Raw genomic sequence first — 15,851 nt, 5'->3', positions numbered from 1 at the left:
CATCCTGAAAAGCGTCAGCTTAAAAAGCATCCATTACCGGTGGATGAATTCGCTCAGGAATCAGCGGCGAATTTCGAGTTGGATGCAACCAGAGCGAGTTTGCCGAACGGGAGGCCGGCTTTCAAGAGGCCATCGCGATAGAGCGCGATGTCGGCCGGGTTCTTCCAGTGGAAATTGCGCAGGTGACGCTCGACCGTCAGGTGGGGATGGTTGGCGAGCAGCGCCTCGGCCGCCTGTGCGGCTTCGTCGGCGCGGCCGAGCTGGGCGAGCGCGGCGGCGCGCACCGCAAGACCCTGCAGGTGGTTCGGGTTGAGATAGAGCGTTTCGCGCGACCATGACAGCGATGCGTCGTATTGTCCGAGCAGGTAATGGCTGAACGCGTTCAAAGCGCCCCATTGGTAGCGCGGGTCGCTGTTGCCGCGCTGGACCGCCGTCGAGAACAGATCGACCGCCTTGCGATGATCGCCGATCACCATATGGCAGATGCCGAGCACGCCGCGGGCGCCCATGTCGTAGGGGTTGAGCTCGATCGCCCGCTTGATGGCGTCCATCGCGGCTTCGTAGTGGCCCTGCATCGCATGCAGATAGGCCAGCAGCGAGAATGCAAACGAGGAGCGCGGGTCGAGCCGGACGCTGCTCTCGGCGAGGCTGACCGACGAGGCCCACAATTCGCGCGTGCTCGGAATCCAGCCGAACTGGATGCTCTGGATCTGGATCAGCGCGAGATAGGCGCGCGCGATCGACAGCGCGGGGTCGAGCTCGATCGCCTCCTTGAACAGCGCGATCGCGGTTTCGCAATCGTCCTTGGTCTGGTGATAGTAGTGCGACAGACCCTTCAGGAAGCGATCCCACGCTGTCAGCTCGGCGTTCGGCGAGCGCGCCGGCGCCGAGGCTTCGGCACGGTAGATCTCCTGGGCCACCGCGGCGGAGAGGTTGGCGGTGATCTCGTCCTGCATCGCGAACAGGTCGCCCATGTCGCGGTCGTAGCGGCCGGTCCACAGCTGCTCGCCCTTCTCGGGCGCGATCAGTTCGGCGGAGACGCGGATCTTGTTGCCGGCGCGGCGCACCGAGCCCTGGATCAGATAGGTCGCGTCGATTTCACGCGCGATCAGGCGGGTCGAGACGTTCTTGCCCTTGTAGGCGAAGGTCGAGTTGCGGCTCAGCACGCGGTAGAAGGATTGCAGCGACAGCGCGTGGATCAGATCCTCGGTCAGGCCGTCAGAGAAATACTCGTCGGCGCCGCCGCTCAGATTATCGAACGGCAGCACACCGACGATCGCGGTCCGGTATTGCCCCGGCAGATGCGGGCCGTCGTCGGGGACCTGCTCCTGCTTGTCGGAGCCGGCTGGCGCCCAGGTCCAGACATGGACCGGCTCGGTGATGTTCTTGAAGCGGTGCGGGCCGGCATCGACCAGGCTGACGGCAAGCCGCCGCCCTGACTCGGTGCGGGCCTTGTCCGATACCGCGATGCCGCCCGGCACGGCGACGGTCTCGAGGCGGACTGCGATGTTGACGTCGTCGCCGAACACCTCGTCCTCGTCGGCCATGACGTCGCCCATGTGGACGCCCATCCGGAAGTGCATGGCGCGGTCGGCCGGCAGATGTTCGTTGCGTTCGGCCATCAGCGTCTGCATCGCGACGGCTGCCTCGATCGCACCGATGATGCTCGGAAATTCCAGCAGGAAGCCATCGCCGGTGTTTTTGACGATTCGGCCGCCATGGTTGAGGATGATCGGGTAGATCGCGCTGCGGTGCGCCTTGAACGAGGCATGCGTCCCCGCCTCGTCGACACCCATCATGCGGGAATAGCCGGCGATATCAGCGCAAAGAATGGCAGCGAGCCGTCTTTCCATGTCTCCTGTGCCCCGGAATGGCCACTTAGCCGAGGTGACCGAATCCGATACTTACAAGGCAGGCCGGGTCCGGCGGAAGCTCGGTTTACGGGCACCTATAATGCATAGTAGCAGGAATTGGCATGCGACCAACGGATCGTACAGTCCGTTTCTCTACTGAATTCGTGTGTCGCTGCAATGGCGCAGGTTGGCTGACCGTCCTTTCGGGTTCGTTGCTTAAATAGGTTAATGTGGCCGAGATGCTGGGAATTCACGAGCTTTGGCTGTTTGTCCTGTCCGGGCTGTTACTCAACGTCACGCCGGGGCCGGATACCGCTTATATCATAGGGCGCACGATTCAGCACGGATGGCGCGGCGGCGCCGCTGCGGCGGTCGGTATCAGCTGCGGCTGCCTGGTCCATGTGCTGGGCGCGGCGATCGGGCTGTCGGCGCTGCTGATGGCGTCGTCGACCGCGTTCCTGGCCGTCAAGCTGATCGGCGCGGCCTATCTGGTGCTGACCGGGCTGCAGATGCTGCTGTCGCGCGCCAAGCCGATCGCTGACATCGCCGGGCAGGGCGGCGAGACCTCGATCTCGCGTGTGTTCTGGCAGGGCGCGCTGACCAACATCCTCAACCCGAAGGTGGCGCTGTTCTTCCTGGCATTCCTGCCGCAATTCGTGGCGGCGGACTCAGCCCACAAGACGCTCGCCTTCCTGGTGCTTGGGCTGATCTTCATCACCGGCGGCACGCTGTGGTGCCTTGGCCTCGCGGCCTTTGCGGCGCGGGCTGCCGGCCGCATCCGGCAATCGACCGGCGTGATCGCCTGGATCAACCGTTCGCTCGGCGCGCTCTTCATCTATCTCGGCGTCCGCGTCGCCATGCTGGAGGCGCGTTAGCGGGACAGCGCGTGTCCTCGGTGCCCGATGCACCGAGGACGAACGGCGCGACGCTCAGCGTTGGCTCGCCTGGGCAAGCGCCACGGGGCGAGATGAAGGCCCGCGCACCAGCAACGCGACGAGCAGCGCACCGACGATCGCGAGGCCGCCGGCCAGAACGAACGCGCTTGCGAAACTTCCGGTTTTCTCAACCAGCACGCCGGTGACGATGGGCGCCACGATTCCCGCCGTGTTGGCGATCAAGTGGACGAAGCCGGCGACTCCGCCGACCCGGCCGGACTCGACGAGCCCCAGGATGATCGCCCAATAGGTCGAACCGCTGAGATACATGAAGAACACCGCGATCGCGATCAGCGTGATCACGGCCTCGAGGCTGGATGCGATACCGGCAAGCGCTACGGTCACCGCTGCGACGAGCAGGCAGACGACCATCACGAGCTTTCGCGCTGCGACCTGGTCGCCAAGCCGGCGGCCCAGCGCGTCGCAGACGAAGCCGCCCGAGGCGAGGCCGACAAAGCCGAGCGCCCATGGAATGACGCTGACGATCGCCATCTTCTGGATGCTGAGATGCATGGCCATTGTCAGATAGCTCGGAAACCAGGACAGGAAGAAGTAGAGAATGTAGGCGTAGCCGAAGAACGCGAGCGCAGTGGCGAGGATCGCGGGCTGCCGCAGGTAATGCGTGAGCGGAAGCTGCGCCTGGGCCGCCTCGGCAGCCTGGCCTCGACGGATCTCGGCGCGTTCGGCATCGCCGACCCGGTGATGCCTTTCGGGGCTGTCGGAAGAGCTGAGAGCCCAGAACAGCACCCATAGCAGTCCGATCGCCGCGATCGCGATAAACGAAATTCGCCATCCATAGGACAGCGCGATGAAGCCGACGATCGGCCCGGCGATGGCGCCGCCCAGGGGCGTGCCGGAATTCGCTATCCCGATGGCGCTCGCCTGCTCCGACTTGGGAAACCAGTTGCCGATGAACTTCGCCATCGTGGTGTTGAAGGGGCCTTCACCCATTCCGAAGATCACGCGCAGGACCACCAGCGCGGCGACGCTGGTCGCCGCCGCGGTCAGGCCGCAGAACACCGACCACAGCGTCATGGCGACGATGATCACCAGGCGCGGCCCGTAGCGGTCGGCGGCATATCCGCCGACGAAGCAGAACAAGGCGTAGCCGAAGAAGAAGCTGCTGAAGACGACGCCGAGCTGCGCCGGATCGAGCCCCAATTCCTGCGTGATCAAGGGAGCCGCGACCGAGAGCGCGGCCCGATCGAGGTAGTTGATGACGCCAGCCATGAACAGCAGCGCGACGAGCTGCCAACGCACCTTGTGAAACATGTGCCCTCCCCAGAGCTATCTTGTCGTTGTGATTGGTTCGTCCGTTGTGACGTCAGGCTTGGGCGACGGCTCCGCGCCTGAGCATTGCTTCGATCTCGTCTGTCGAGAAACCGTAGTGCGACAGCAGCTCGCGAGAGTGCTCGCCGACAAGCGGGGCATGGCGCTCGATCGTCGCCGGCGTTTCGCTCATGGCAACCGCCGGCCCGACGACCTTCACGCGACCTGCGGTCGGATGATCATAGTGAGCGATCGCGCCGAGATGCTCGACCTGAGGATCGACGGTGGCCTGCAGATGGCTCTTCACCTCGCCGCACCAGATATCGACCGCGAGCATCGCGCGCATCAGATCCGCGGTCGTCCAGAGCGCGGTCCGCGCCGCGAGCTTCTCCCAGATCTCGTCGCGCTTTTCGAACAGCAGCTTCGGGTCGTCATAGACGAGCAGCGTCTCGTCGCCGAGCACGCCGACCAGCCTGCGGTACGGGCTCATTGCGATCGTGACCCAGCCGTCAGAGGTCGGATAGACCCCGAAGGGGGCGTCCATGCCCGGATGCCCGATCCCGGACTTCGGACGCGTGAAGTCGGTATTGAAGTTCATGGCCGTCAGCAATTCCTGGCCCTGATGGGCCAGCATCGCCGACATGAGATTGACCTTCACCTCCTGGCCCTTGCCGGACCGCTCGCGCCATAACAGGGCGGTGAGGATGCCATAGACCATGTTCATTGCGCCGACCTGGTCGGAAAAGCCGGACCCGACCGGAACGGGCGGGCCGTCGCCGCGCCCGGTCGCAGCGGCAATACCGGTGAGGCCTTGCAGCAGCATGTCCTGGCCCGGCCGGTCGACATACGGTCCGCTCTCGCCATAGCCCGAGCCGGAACAGTAGATGATGCGCGGGTTGACGCGCTTGAAGTCCTCGTAGCCGAAGCCGAGCTTGGCCAGCACGCCGGGACGGAAGTTCTGGACCACGACGTCGGCGGTCTCTGCAATCTTGTAGAGGATCGTCTTGGCCTCGCTTGACTTGAGATCGAGCGCCAGCGATCGCTTGTTGCGATTCCACGCCAGGAAGTTCGGGCTCTCCTTGCCGCCGACCCAGCGGTTGTTGAATGTCAACGTACGAAACAGATCGCCCTGACCGGGACGTTCGACCTTGATGACGTTGGCGCCCATATCGGCGAGCAGTTGCGTCGCGAATGGCCCCTGCAGTAGATGGCTGAGATCGATGATGGTGATGTGATCAAGCGCCTTTTCAGTCACTTCGTCCTCCCGTTGTTCACATGTTGATGTTGTGCCGCGCGCCAGATCCGTCGCAGATCGCCGATCACGCGCGCGTGCGCGGTGCGCTCGGACAGCGCGGTGCGCAGGACGTCCGCCGCCTTGTTCTGGAACGCGATGTAGCCGTCGAAGCGCGGGCGCACGAACGCCTGCTCGGTCGTCGCAAAGGTCGATGCGTAGAACTGCCCGCTGTTTCGATTGGCCGCCGTATCGGACCAGGCCTCTCGATGCGAAGGCTGTCCGCCATGGAGTGGAATGAATCCGCGCTGCACTTCGGCCGACATCAGCCAGGCCAGATGGTCGAGCAGCGCGCGATCGGGCCGCGCCCGCCGTGTGATCGCGATGCCGGTGCCTCCGAGAATGCTTCCGCGCCGTCCCGACAACGCTCCGGCCGGCGCTTCCGTGAATGCGACCGGGCGACGATCGGGCAATGGCCGGGTGTAGTTCACATAACCATAGACAAGAGGGACAAGGGCGAGATCGTCGCGCGTCGACATCGCCTCCAGGAGCCCGATCGGATTGAGGCGCAGCGTCCAGTCCGGGCTGCGGTGGTACAGTTCCTCCAGCAGCGCAAGCGCGGCGACGAATGTGTCGTCGGACAGGAACAGATCGCCGGTGCCAGGTTCTTCGCCGGTCGCAACCGCGATCGACATCAGGCACAGGAAGATGTGAGGTCCGGCGACCGACAGCGCCACCGGCTTCTCTTTGGAGAGGTTTACGACGTCCGGCCAGCTCTGCGGCGCAGCACCGTCGACGAGGTCGCGGCGCAGCGCCATGACCTGCGTGGCGACATCGAGCGGCAACGCCCAGTGCTGTCCCTGCCAGGCGTAGCTCGCCATCGCGTGGCCGATCGTGTGCTGCGACCACGCCGCGATCTGCTCGCTGGAGAAGAAGGCTTCGAGCGGCACCAGGCAATCCAGCGCGACCGCCTCGCCGATATGCGGATGATCGAGCACCAGCAGGTCGTAGCGCGAGGCCAGTTCGCCGATCGGGTGCGACTCGAATCCTTCGAGCGGCTGACGTTCCCAGAGCAGTGTCGTTGCTCTGACATTGAGGAGCCTTGCGGCGGCATCCAGGGCCTGATAGCCGCGCGGATGATCCCAGGTGAGGCCGAGATTCGGTCGTGGGTCCTCGAGGCTGGTGGCCGCGGGAGACAGCGCTTCGCTGGACATCGCCGCTACTACTTTCCCGAAAACCGTGGCTCGCGCTTGGAGAGGAAGGCGTCGATGCCTTCCTGTCCGTCGTCGGTGGCGTAGAGGCGCAGCAGCACTTCCTGCTCGAGGCTCTGGGCGACTGGCAGGGGCGCGTCGAAGCCCTGCCGCATCAGCCGCTTCATTTCGGTTTGCGCGAGTGGCGCAACCTTCAGCATCGCCTGGGCGCGCGTTCTCACGTGTCCATCGAGCTCGGCGTCCTCGCAGCACACCGCCGCCAGGCCGAGCTGGTAGGCGCGCACTCCGCTCAAGCGCCAGCCGGCAAGCATGACGTCGGATGCAGTCTGGCGTCCGACCGCGCGCGTCAGCCGTTGCGTGCCGCCGCCGCCGGGGCTTAATCCAAGCCGGCCTTCCGGCAGGCCAAACTGCGCATCCCGGCTGCACAACAGCACGTCGCAGCACAGCGCGAGCTCGAAGCCTCCGCCGAGCGCGTAGCCGCGCACGCCGGCGATCGTCGGTTTTGGCAAGGCTTCCAGCTTGTCGAAGATACGCCGGCTCTCGAACTGGTAGGCGGCAAATTCAGCGTGGCGGCCGCCGCGATACTCCTCGATATCGGCACCGGCCACGAAAGCGCGGCCTCCGGCGCCCTCGAGGATGACGACGCGAACCGCGGCATCCACTGCGATCTCGTCGAGATGACTTTCGAACAGCCGCAGCATCGGCAGCGAAAGCGCATTCAGCTTGTCCGGGCGATTGAAGCAGAGCCGCGCAACGCCTGGCAGAACCTCCTCGCGCAGAATCAGATCTCCACTTCCGCCCATCGCAGCCTCCGAAACCATGCTAGAACTTTTATTAGTAAAACTACATTGCATATGTAAAAACTCGATGTCAACGGGGTGCCGGGCTTGTCGCGGCGCCTGTGACGAATGGACAGCCGAATGGCCATCGGGCATGCAAAGCGCTCGCGGAGCGCGCTCGACGGCGTGGGAGACATGGTTTGACCAAGACAGCGGACGAGCAGGAGCCGGCCAGAGACGCCGGTACCTATCGGGCTCCTGCTGCGGAAAGGGCTCTGGATATCCTGGAGTTCATGGCCGTCACGCCGGAGCCGCAGAAGCAAAGCCAGATCGCGGCAGGCGTGGGCCGCTCGATCCAGGAGGTCTATCGAATCATCCAGCTCCTGGAGCGTCGCGGCTACCTGCAGCGCGATCCTGCGAGCGATCTCTATGTCGCATCGCTGAAGCTGTTCACGCTCGCGCATTCGACCCAGCAGATCCGCGGATTGAGCGACGCGGCGATCGGGCCGATGCGCGAACTCGTCAATGCGATCAATCAAAGCTGCCATGTGGCGGTCTTGACCGGCGCCGAGGTGGCGATCGTTTGCCAGGTCAATTCGCCGCTGGCGATGCGATACTCCGTCTCGCCGGGCGCGCGGTTTCCCGCGCACCAGACCAGCTCGGGGCTCGTGTTGCTTGCAGGGCTGCCGCCGGACCGTCGTAGCAGCGTGCTCGAGATCGTCGCGAGCATGCTCGGCCCTGACGAAGACATTGAAACGGTCAATTCATACATCGAAGCGATCTCGCGTCAGGCTTGCGACGTCCGGCCGTCGCTTGTGGTCGCCGGTGTGACGAATATTTCTCTCCCGATCCGCGATTTTCACGGTGAGACAATCGCGGCGCTGACGGTGCCGTTCCTCCCCATGAAGGACATGACCGCATCGCTGGAGACTGCGATAGAGATCGCTGGCGGCGCCGCGGAAGACATTTCGCGGCAGCTCGGCTATCGCGGCGAGCGTCTTTCGTTGCAGATGTCTGTCGGTGCCGGAACCGCGGACAGGCGTGGTCCGCGGCCGAAAGCGCGCGAGCCTAACCGTGGATCTTGAGCAGCGCGCTGCCGGCGAGATAGATGCCGAGCAGGATCATCGAGATCAGGAACCAACGGCGGAAGACGTCCGGCTGCATCCGTGTGCGGACCGCCTGGCCGATGAACATGCCGATGAACGACGCCACCATCGCCACCGCGCCCGGCAGCGCGGTGGCCGCGGTCAGCAGGCCCAAGGCCGTGAGGTTGAAGGCGAGTTCGATGGTCGCGGTTGTGAAGAAGACGCCGAGCGCCTGCACCAGTTCGTCCCGCTCCATGCCGATCGCCTGCATGAACGGCATCGAGGGAATGACCTGGACGCCGGTTGCCGCCGAGATCAGCCCGGTGATGACGCCGACGATGCCGCCGATCCATTTCTCGTCGCGCCGCCTGACCTTGAAGCTGAATCTGCTCAGGCCGACGATCGCGTAGATCACCAGCAGCGCGCCGAGCACGACGGTGCCGTAGGCTGCGTAGGGCCCGGTCAATAGCCCGGCATTGATCCAGATTCCGACCACGGTGCCGAGCATCAGCGGCCACAGCCGCTTGAGGATGTCGCGCAGATAGGGGCCGACGAAGGTCTGCCAGATATTGGTGACGATCGCCGGCACGATCACGATCGCAATCGCCTGACCCGGCGCCATCGTGGTTGCCAGCAGTCCCATCGCGACCGTCGGCAGACCGAGGCCGAGCGTGCCCTTGACCAAGCCGGCGAGCAGGAAAGCGAAAGCGATGAAGATCAGGAGATGGTCGACCATGGCGGGACATTGACCGATCGATGCGATCGGCACAATCTGGAGGTTACGGAGTTAGCCTTCGGGCGACCCGAAGGGCGGGGGCGGGAAACGTCATGCGGTTCGACCTGATCGACTTGCAATTGTTCATCGCGGTTGCCGATGCGCGCAGTATCACGCAGGGCGCGGCGCGCGCAAATCTTGCGCTGGCCTCGGCCAGCGAGCGGATCAAGGGGCTCGAAGAGGCGCTCGGCGTCGCGCTGCTCAAGCGCGGCCGCCGCGGCGTCGAACTGACGGCGGCGGGCGAGAGCCTGCTCGGTCACGCGCGGATCGTGATGCATAATGTCGAGGCCTTGCAGAGCGATCTCGCCGCCTATGCCAGCGGAGTCCGCGCCAACGTGCTGCTGCTTGCCAACACCTCGGGCCTGTCGGAGCACCTGCCGCGGGCGCTGGCGGCGTTTCTGCACGAACATCCCGATATCAGTGTCGACGTCGAGGAGCGCGAGAGCACCGACATCGCGACCGCGATCGCCAGCGGCGCAGCCGATCTCGGCTTCGCCGCCGAACACGCGTTGCCCGACAGCGTCGAGCGTTTCCTGTTCAGCGAGGATCGGCTGATGCTGGTGGCGTCGCGACGCAGCGATCTTGGCAACCGCCGCCAGATCGACTTCCAGGAGGTGGTCGGCCGCGATTTCGTCGGCCTCACGGCGGCGTCGGCGCTGCAGGTCCATATTTCGCGGCACGCGGCGAAGCTCGGGGCGCGGCTGCGCTTCCGCGCCCGCCTGCGCGGCTTCGACGCCATCTGCCAGATGGTCGCCGCCGATGTCGGCATCGCGGTGATCCCGGAAACCGCGGCGCGGCGCTGTGCGGCGGCGATGCCGATCACAACGATCAGGATCCGCGACGCCTGGGCCAACCGCCGGCTGACGATCTGCGCGCGCAGCTTCAAGGCATTGCCGCGCGCGGCCAAGCAGCTCGTGGAATATTTGCGGGCCGAAGCGCAGCGCTGACGCAAGCGAGGAGGGTGCAATGCTCAGGGTCTGGGGACGGCGCAGTTCGTTCAACGTGCAGAAGGTGATGTGGCTGATCGGCGAGCTCGATCTGGCGCACGAGCATATCGATGCCGGCGGCGCGTTCGGCGGGCTCGATGCGCCGGCGTTCCTCGCGATGAACCCGCATGGCCGCGTGCCCGTCGTCAGGGATGACGACGCCACCGTCTGGCAATCCCACGCCATCCTGCGCTACCTCGCCGCGCGCCACGGCAACGGCCGCTCCTGGTCCGATGATCCCGTCGTCCGGGCGCGGGTCGATGGCTGGATGGACTGGTCGCAGACCGCGCTGCAGCCGGATTTTCTCGGCGGCGTGTTCTGGGGATTTTTCCGCACACCCGAAAGCCAGCGCGACTGGCCGGCGATTCACAAGGCGCTTGCCCGCTGCGAGCAGCATTTTGCCAAGCTCGAACAGCTTCTCGACGCCAATCCGTTCCTGCTCGGCGAGACGCTGTCGCTCGCGGACATCACCGCGGGAACCTCGCTCTATCGCTATTTCGGGCTTGAGATCGCGCGCCCGTCGCTGCCAGCGGTCGGGCGTTGGTATCAGAGGCTGCAGCAGCGCCCGCCGTTTCGTCAGCACGTCATGCTTCCGTTCGAGGAGCTGCGCGGCCGGCTCGACAACTAAACCTACTTCGCCGTCACCACGCCGGCGTCCTGGATCACCTTCGCCCATCGCTTGATGTCGGCGGCGACGAAGTCGCGGAAATGCTCCGGTGTGTCCCCGACCAGTGTCAGGCCTTGCTCGGCGAGTTTTGCCTTGACCGCCGGATCAGCCATCGCCTCGGTCGCGATCTGGTTCAGTCTGGTGACGATCGCCGGCGGCGTTCCGGCGGGGGCGACCATGCCGTACCAGTTCTCGATGATCAGGTCGGGCATGCCGGCCTCTGTCGTGGTCGGCACGTCGGGTGCGGTCGGGGCGCGCTGGCGGCCGCCGACCGCGATCGGCCGCAGCGTGCCCGCCTTGATCTGCGGCAGGATCACCGGCAGGTCGAGGAAGGTCATCTGCACCTGCTGGCCCAGGAGATCGTTCACCGCCGGTGCCGCGCCGCGATAGGGCACATGCATGATGTCAATCTTCGCCGTCAGCTTGAACAATTCGCAGGCCAGATGCGGCAGGCTGCCGGGGCCGGAGGAGGCGAAGTTGAGCTTGCCCGGCTGCGCTTTGGCGAGCGCGACCAGCTCGCTCATGTTCTTTGCCGGCACGTCGGTGGCGACAACCAGCATCTCCGGCACGGTCGCGACCAGCGTCACCGGCGCGAGGTCCTTCAGCGTGTCGTAGGCGACCTTCTCCATGCTCGGGCTGATCGCCAGTGCACCGGCGCTCGCGATCGCAACCGTGTAGCCGTCGGGTGCGGCCTTCGCGACCGCATCGGTGCCGAGCACGCCGCCCTGGCCGGCGCGGTTGTCGACGATGATCGGCTGCTTTGTGAGTTCCGAGATCTTCTGCCCGATCACCCGCGCAATGATGTCGTTCGGCCCGCCGGGCGGGAACGGTACGATCAGCCGGATCGGCTTGGTTGGGAACTGCTGGGCGCTAGCGGTGACGGTCGCGAGAAGCAGGAGAATGGCTGCCAGCAGCCTGCCGCAAATCGTCATGTGCGCCCATCCCTGACTTTTCTCGTTGCCGTCAGGATGGGCGCAGATCAATCGCCCGGCAACTCAAGAAATCAGCCGGAGAAAAGTTCAGGCGTTGAGCAGCTTCATCGCGGCTTCGTGCACGCGCGGATCGCCGGCTGCGATGATGCGGCCGCCAGCTTGTGCCGGCTTGCCGTCCCAAGTGGTGACGACGCCGCCGGCGCCGGTGACGATCGGGATCAGGCCGGCAATGTCGTAGGGTTTCAGCTCGGTCTCGACCACGAGGTCGAGATGGCCGGCCGCGAGCATGCAATAGGAGTAGCAGTCGCCGCCGTAGCGCGACAGGCGCGCCGCATGCTCGACGCGGCCGAAGCGGGCGCGGTCATCCGGATTCATCAGCAGCGGGCTGGTGGTGAAGACGGTCGCCTCCTTCAGCGAGGCGCAGCGCCGCGCCGAGAGCCTCCGCTCGCCCGACGGCCCGGAGTAGTTCGCCGAGCCGTTGTCGCCGGAGAAGCGCTCGCCGATATAGGGCTGGTGCATCATGCCGAATACCGGCGTACCTTTATGCAGCAGCGCGATCAGCGTGCCCCAGATCGGAAAGCCGGCGATGAAGGACTTCGTGCCGTCGATCGGGTCGAGCACCCAGACATAGTCAGCATCCTCGCGCTCATTGCCGAATTCCTCGCCGACGATGCCGTGCTGGGGGAAGTTCGCCTTGATCAGCCGGCGCATCACGGCTTCGGCGGCCCGGTCGGCTTCGGTGACCGGATCGAAATCGCTCGAGCTCTTGTTGTCGACCGAAAGCGAGGTGCGGAAGAAAGGCAGGATGGTTTCGCCGGATGCGGTCGCGAGGCGGCCGATGAAGGCGGTAAAGTCGATGACCGTCACGGCATGTCCCTGAAATGCGCAAACGACGCGATAGATGCGTTCTTGCCTAGCTCAATCCGATGCGGCGCGCACGATTAACGGAGTGTTATCCCAGCCTGATGCCCCGGTTCCGGACTTTCGATTTGGCTTCGATTCGAAAGTCTCTCTGGCTTCGAGGCGGATCACGAAGTTGCGAGTTCTGGTATACAAGCTATGCGCTGAACGCTGTCCGATCTGAATTTCTCGCGTAAGATGTTGATATTAAACATCTTAATTTGGCTCTCTGGCCGTGTTGCAGTTTCGCCAGACTTACCAACATTACAGAAGAAATGTTTCGAAAGTTCTTGCGTTTTGTGCAGCGCGGTCGCATATTGTTGCGGTGCGGTAGCGCCTCGCGCTATCGCTGCCCTCCTTGGGCGTTTCCTCCCTAGACTTGGGCCGCTTGTTCATTCAAGCGGCCCTTTTTTCTTGGACCGTCTTTCTCGGAGTGAACTGAGAATCCAATTCGGCGCTTGTCGGATCGCCAATTTGTATTCTGCGTTCAAGGCTTCATCGGCATCACGGTGGCCGATGAACAATTTACTCCGCCGCCGCCTGGAACGGGCCGAGATCTCCGAACGGAATTTTCGCGAGCGCATCCGCAAGCGTCGCGAAGTCGGCCGCCACCTGGGCGAAGCGCGGTCCGCGCTCGCGTTGGCGCTCATCCATATAGACCGCGCGGTTGAGCTCGATCTGCACCGTGTGCAGGCCGCTCGCCGGATTGCCGTAATGCTCGGTGATGAAGCCGCCGGCATAGGGCTTGTTACGGCCGACCGAATAGCCGAGCGAACTCATCATCTCCTCGACCAGATCGGGCAGCAGCGGCGCGCAGCTCGTGCCGTAGCGGTCGCCGATCACGACGTCGGGCCGGCGCGGCTCGTCGCGCGATACCCCGACCGACGGCATCGAATGGCAATCGACCAAAATCACGGCGCCGAATGCCTGGTGCGCCTTGTTGATCAGCCGGCGCAGTGCGCGGTGATAGGGCTTGTAGAGCACCTCGATCCGCCGCAGCGCCTCGTCGACGTCGAGCCGCTCGCGGTAGATCTCCTGCCCGTCGCCGACCACGCGCGGGATAGTGCCGAGGCCGCCGGCCACCCGCATCGAGCGGGTATTGGCAAAGCTCGGCAGCCGCCCGGTGAACATCCGCGGGTCGAGCTCATAGGGCTCGCGGTTCACGTCGACATAGGAACGCGGGAAGTTGACCCGGATGATCGGAAAGCCGCGATCGCTCAATCCGGCGATCAACTCGTCCATGAAGGAGTCTTCGGAGCGGCGCAGCGACGCCACATCGATTCGCGACGCTTCGAGGAATTCGGCCGGGTAGACCGAGCCCGAATGCGGGGAATTGAAGATGATCGGCGCACGCCAGGCCTGCGGCTCAACGATCTCGAACGGGGGCGACAACTCGCCAGCAAATTCGGTCATTCCCTTGGCGCCGTCCCTTGCGTCCGCCTCGCCCCGCAAGAACTGATTCTGCCGGAAAAGCGGAGATTTATGGGCGGGCATTGTCGGTAATCGCGATCATTCTGCCAAGTGAAAAGAGTGCGGCGCCGCCTGGAACGCGTCTTAAAGGCGTGAAATGCCGCACAAGGTTGATTCGATGCGTGGTTCGGTCCACAAATGGCTGGCGCGCATTTGCCGCTGGCTTGACGCAAATTTCACCCGAAATTTACCGTCTGTCGGGCTTACTGTTCGGACTGCTCCTCAAGCCGGATTCGACGATCCCTGCCATGCCGAAAATTCTTCTCGCCGAAGACGACACCGATATGCGCCGCTTCCTGGTCAAGGCGCTGGAAAACGCGGGTTTCAAGGTCTCGCCGCACGACAACGGCATGTCGGCCTATCAGCGGCTGCGTGAGGAGCCGTTCGAAATGCTGCTCACCGACATCGTGATGCCCGAGATGGACGGCATCGAGCTGGCGCGCCGTGCCTCGGAACTCGATCCCGATATCAAGATCATGTTCATCACCGGCTTTGCCGCGGTGGCCCTCAATTCCGATTCGGAGGCGCCGAAAAACGCCAAGGTGCTGGCCAAGCCCGTGCACCTCAGGGAATTGGTTAGCGAAGTGAACAAGTTGCTGGCGGCCTGATTCGCCAAAAAACCTTCACTTTGCGTCCTTGCCTGCCCCGTCCGGGTCCGTTATAGGGACCCGATCCAAACACGGCTTTGGGTGCGTAGCTCAGCGGGAGAGCACTACCTTGACATGGTAGGGGTCACAGGTTCGATCCCTGTCGCACCCACCATCCTTCGCTCGCGAAGCGAGAGAAGGATGCCGCGCCGAAGCCCAAAGGGCGAAGGCGGGCCTTTGGCCGCGAGCTACGGCTCGGCAAGCCAGGCTGCGCCATGACGGCGGGCTTCTGATTCAACCTCTCAAACAGCTTGCTCAGTGTCATCACCCGCGCAAGCGCATGCGGGTGATCCAGCATTCCAGAGACGCTTGTGCTTGAGCCGAGAGGCCGCGGCTTCTCCCGGCGTCGTCCCTGCCTGGTGCGCAATTGCGCACTGGGCAGGGACGACATCGAGGTTGTTGGCGCGGCGATGAGTCAATGCGATTTGCAAGATGGTTACAAATCGACGACAGGCGCGCGGCCCATTTATTGAGACTTTCGTCGAGGGCAAACTTGCCGCCGTGATCGAACGGATGACCGGCCACCGGAATGGTTGCTTCGGCGGCATCGGGCCGCGATCGCGTGGCATTGGTTGCAAGTGGCGGCGCGCCTGCACCGAGGAGGTCGCGGAGCGGTCGCAGGTCCGCAGGAAGTCCGGGCCCCGTCACGCCAGGCTTCCCGCCGCGAGCCATGCGTTGCGGGCGCCATGGGGGCTGATCGGACGGGGGGCTTGCGCCGTCGGGCAACTCAGTGATCCGTGTTCTGAACTGCCTCGCACGCGCGGGCCGGGCGCTGTCGCGATGTGACCGTGTTATCAGAGGCCAATCTCGGCGGCGCGGTCGCGGTCAGCCTGCCTTTGCCTGACGATCGCCAGCTCCCCGGTGCAGGCGACAAGCTCGCTTGTTCCGGAGCGCATTCCGAACTTCTCGCAGAAACCAAGATTTTCGGCAGTGATCTCGCGATCGAATTGCTCTTGAGCGCTTGCTCGCATGGCCGGTCCGCCGATCAAGGCCGCCCATAGGCCGCCGGCCGCCAGCGCGGCAGCAAATGTCAAATACAAAAGACGATAACGTGTCTGAGTGTTCGTGAAGGTGGCTGTGTCGACCATTGCAATTCTCCCAGACTCGGCGC

The 15,851-nt window shown here is 64.3% G+C and carries 15 protein-coding genes and 1 tRNA gene; 6 read left to right on the top strand and 10 right to left on the bottom strand.

The window, feature by feature from the left end; all coding sequences use genetic code 11:
* Positions 1 to 53 precede the first annotated feature (53 nt).
* Positions 54 to 1,853: a tetratricopeptide repeat protein gene (locus tag Q0030_RS22200; protein WP_298371681.1), complete on the bottom strand. Its 1,800-nt coding sequence runs from the start codon at positions 1,851 to 1,853 to the stop codon at positions 54 to 56.
* A 239-nt stretch (positions 1,854 to 2,092) separates the two neighbouring features.
* Between Q0030_RS22200 and Q0030_RS22195 the strand changes: the two genes are divergently transcribed.
* Positions 2,093 to 2,728 (top strand): LysE family translocator, encoded by a 636-nt coding sequence (locus Q0030_RS22195; RefSeq protein WP_298371679.1) that lies wholly within the window; start codon positions 2,093 to 2,095, stop codon positions 2,726 to 2,728.
* A gap of 54 nt (positions 2,729 to 2,782) precedes the next feature.
* On the opposite strand, the gene Q0030_RS22190 is transcribed toward Q0030_RS22195, so the two are convergent.
* The 4 genes from Q0030_RS22190 to Q0030_RS22175 are packed head-to-tail and all read right to left on the bottom strand — an operon-like array spanning position 2,783 to position 7,302.
* Positions 2,783 to 4,060: an MFS transporter gene (locus Q0030_RS22190; RefSeq protein WP_298371677.1), complete on the bottom strand. Its 1,278-nt coding sequence runs from the start codon at positions 4,058 to 4,060 to the stop codon at positions 2,783 to 2,785.
* A gap of 52 nt (positions 4,061 to 4,112) precedes the next feature.
* On the bottom strand, positions 4,113 to 5,312 hold the full coding sequence (locus Q0030_RS22185; RefSeq protein WP_298371675.1) for a CaiB/BaiF CoA-transferase family protein: 1,200 nt from the start codon (positions 5,310 to 5,312) through the stop codon (positions 4,113 to 4,115).
* Positions 5,309 to 6,502 (bottom strand): extracellular solute-binding protein, encoded by a 1,194-nt coding sequence (locus tag Q0030_RS22180; RefSeq protein WP_298371673.1) that lies wholly within the window; start codon positions 6,500 to 6,502, stop codon positions 5,309 to 5,311. Before Q0030_RS22180 ends, Q0030_RS22185 begins: the two co-directional genes overlap by 4 nt.
* A gap of 8 nt (positions 6,503 to 6,510) precedes the next feature.
* A complete protein-coding gene (locus Q0030_RS22175; RefSeq protein WP_298371671.1) occupies positions 6,511 to 7,302 on the bottom strand; it encodes an enoyl-CoA hydratase/isomerase family protein in 792 nt (263 codons plus the stop codon).
* A gap of 98 nt (positions 7,303 to 7,400) precedes the next feature.
* Between Q0030_RS22175 and Q0030_RS22170 the strand changes: the two genes are divergently transcribed.
* Complete coding sequence (locus Q0030_RS22170; protein WP_298371669.1) at positions 7,401 to 8,363, top strand: IclR family transcriptional regulator; 963 nt, start codon at positions 7,401 to 7,403, stop codon at positions 8,361 to 8,363.
* Here the strand turns inward: Q0030_RS22170 and Q0030_RS22165 are convergent.
* Positions 8,347 to 9,099, bottom strand: a complete 753-nt coding sequence (locus tag Q0030_RS22165) for a sulfite exporter TauE/SafE family protein (protein WP_298371667.1) — start codon at positions 9,097 to 9,099, stop codon at positions 8,347 to 8,349. The genes Q0030_RS22170 and Q0030_RS22165 overlap by 17 nt on opposite strands.
* Before the next feature lie 92 nt (positions 9,100 to 9,191).
* Here Q0030_RS22165 and Q0030_RS22160 point away from each other — a divergent pair, with 92 nt between their 5' ends.
* Together Q0030_RS22160 and Q0030_RS22155 are read left to right on the top strand one after the other, a co-directional pair.
* Positions 9,192 to 10,085: a LysR family transcriptional regulator gene (locus Q0030_RS22160; protein ID WP_298371665.1), complete on the top strand. Its 894-nt coding sequence runs from the start codon at positions 9,192 to 9,194 to the stop codon at positions 10,083 to 10,085.
* A gap of 19 nt (positions 10,086 to 10,104) precedes the next feature.
* Positions 10,105 to 10,752: a glutathione S-transferase gene (locus tag Q0030_RS22155; RefSeq protein ID WP_298371663.1), complete on the top strand. Its 648-nt coding sequence runs from the start codon at positions 10,105 to 10,107 to the stop codon at positions 10,750 to 10,752.
* Positions 10,753 to 10,754: 2 nt separating this feature from the next.
* Here the strand turns inward: Q0030_RS22155 and Q0030_RS22150 are convergent, their stop codons facing one another.
* The 3 genes from Q0030_RS22150 to Q0030_RS22140 form a co-directional block, all read right to left on the bottom strand.
* Entirely contained in the window at positions 10,755 to 11,723 is a 969-nt protein-coding gene (locus Q0030_RS22150) for a tripartite tricarboxylate transporter substrate binding protein (protein ID WP_298371661.1), read from the bottom strand.
* Between the two features lie 87 nt (positions 11,724 to 11,810).
* The gene (gene hisN, locus Q0030_RS22145; protein ID WP_298371659.1) at positions 11,811 to 12,590 is read right to left on the bottom strand and encodes a histidinol-phosphatase; all 780 of its coding nucleotides are present in this window, start codon (positions 12,588 to 12,590) and stop codon (positions 11,811 to 11,813) included.
* A gap of 558 nt (positions 12,591 to 13,148) precedes the next feature.
* Positions 13,149 to 14,036 (bottom strand): N-formylglutamate amidohydrolase, encoded by an 888-nt coding sequence (locus Q0030_RS22140; protein WP_298371656.1) that lies wholly within the window; start codon positions 14,034 to 14,036, stop codon positions 13,149 to 13,151.
* A 305-nt stretch (positions 14,037 to 14,341) separates the two neighbouring features.
* On the opposite strand from Q0030_RS22140, the gene cpdR reads away from it, so the two are divergent.
* Together cpdR and Q0030_RS22130 are read left to right on the top strand one after the other, a co-directional pair.
* A complete protein-coding gene (cpdR, locus tag Q0030_RS22135) occupies positions 14,342 to 14,701 on the top strand; it encodes a cell cycle two-component system response regulator CpdR (RefSeq protein ID WP_016843340.1) in 360 nt (119 codons plus the stop codon).
* A 79-nt stretch (positions 14,702 to 14,780) separates the two neighbouring features.
* Positions 14,781 to 14,855: transfer RNA gene (locus Q0030_RS22130), tRNA-Val, on the top strand.
* Positions 14,856 to 15,534: 679 nt separating this feature from the next.
* On the opposite strand, the gene Q0030_RS22125 is transcribed toward Q0030_RS22130, so the two are convergent.
* Positions 15,535 to 15,828 carry a hypothetical protein gene (locus Q0030_RS22125; RefSeq protein WP_298371654.1) on the bottom strand — a complete coding sequence of 98 codons (294 nt, stop codon included), beginning with the start codon at positions 15,826 to 15,828 and terminating at the stop codon, positions 15,535 to 15,537.
* Between the last annotated feature and the right edge of the window lie 23 nt (positions 15,829 to 15,851).

It is taken from the genome of uncultured Bradyrhizobium sp., from assembly GCF_947648125.1.
In the GTDB taxonomy this organism is placed as follows: Bacteria; Pseudomonadota; Alphaproteobacteria; order Rhizobiales; family Xanthobacteraceae; genus Bradyrhizobium.
Note: the sequence above shows the minus strand (reverse complement) of the source record. Positions and strands in the feature narration are given on the sequence as shown.

Coding starts and splice junctions, on each gene's coding strand:
- Q0030_RS22200 (WP_298371681.1), bottom strand. CDS start 1,853: ATGGAAAGACGGCTCGCTGCCATTCTTTGCGCTGATATCGCCGGCTAT.
- Q0030_RS22195 (WP_298371679.1), top strand. CDS start 2,093: ATGCTGGGAATTCACGAGCTTTGGCTGTTTGTCCTGTCCGGGCTGTTA.
- Q0030_RS22190 (WP_298371677.1), bottom strand. CDS start 4,060: ATGTTTCACAAGGTGCGTTGGCAGCTCGTCGCGCTGCTGTTCATGGCT.
- Q0030_RS22180 (WP_298371673.1), bottom strand. CDS start 6,502: ATGTCCAGCGAAGCGCTGTCTCCCGCGGCCACCAGCCTCGAGGACCCA.
- Q0030_RS22175 (WP_298371671.1), bottom strand. CDS start 7,302: ATGGGCGGAAGTGGAGATCTGATTCTGCGCGAGGAGGTTCTGCCAGGC.
- Q0030_RS22165 (WP_298371667.1), bottom strand. CDS start 9,099: ATGGTCGACCATCTCCTGATCTTCATCGCTTTCGCTTTCCTGCTCGCC.
- Q0030_RS22160 (WP_298371665.1), top strand. CDS start 9,192: ATGCGGTTCGACCTGATCGACTTGCAATTGTTCATCGCGGTTGCCGAT.
- Q0030_RS22155 (WP_298371663.1), top strand. CDS start 10,105: ATGCTCAGGGTCTGGGGACGGCGCAGTTCGTTCAACGTGCAGAAGGTG.
- Q0030_RS22150 (WP_298371661.1), bottom strand. CDS start 11,723: ATGACGATTTGCGGCAGGCTGCTGGCAGCCATTCTCCTGCTTCTCGCG.
- Q0030_RS22140 (WP_298371656.1), bottom strand. CDS start 14,036: ATGACCGAATTTGCTGGCGAGTTGTCGCCCCCGTTCGAGATCGTTGAG.
- cpdR (WP_016843340.1), top strand. CDS start 14,342: ATGCCGAAAATTCTTCTCGCCGAAGACGACACCGATATGCGCCGCTTC.
- Q0030_RS22125 (WP_298371654.1), bottom strand. CDS start 15,828: ATGGTCGACACAGCCACCTTCACGAACACTCAGACACGTTATCGTCTT.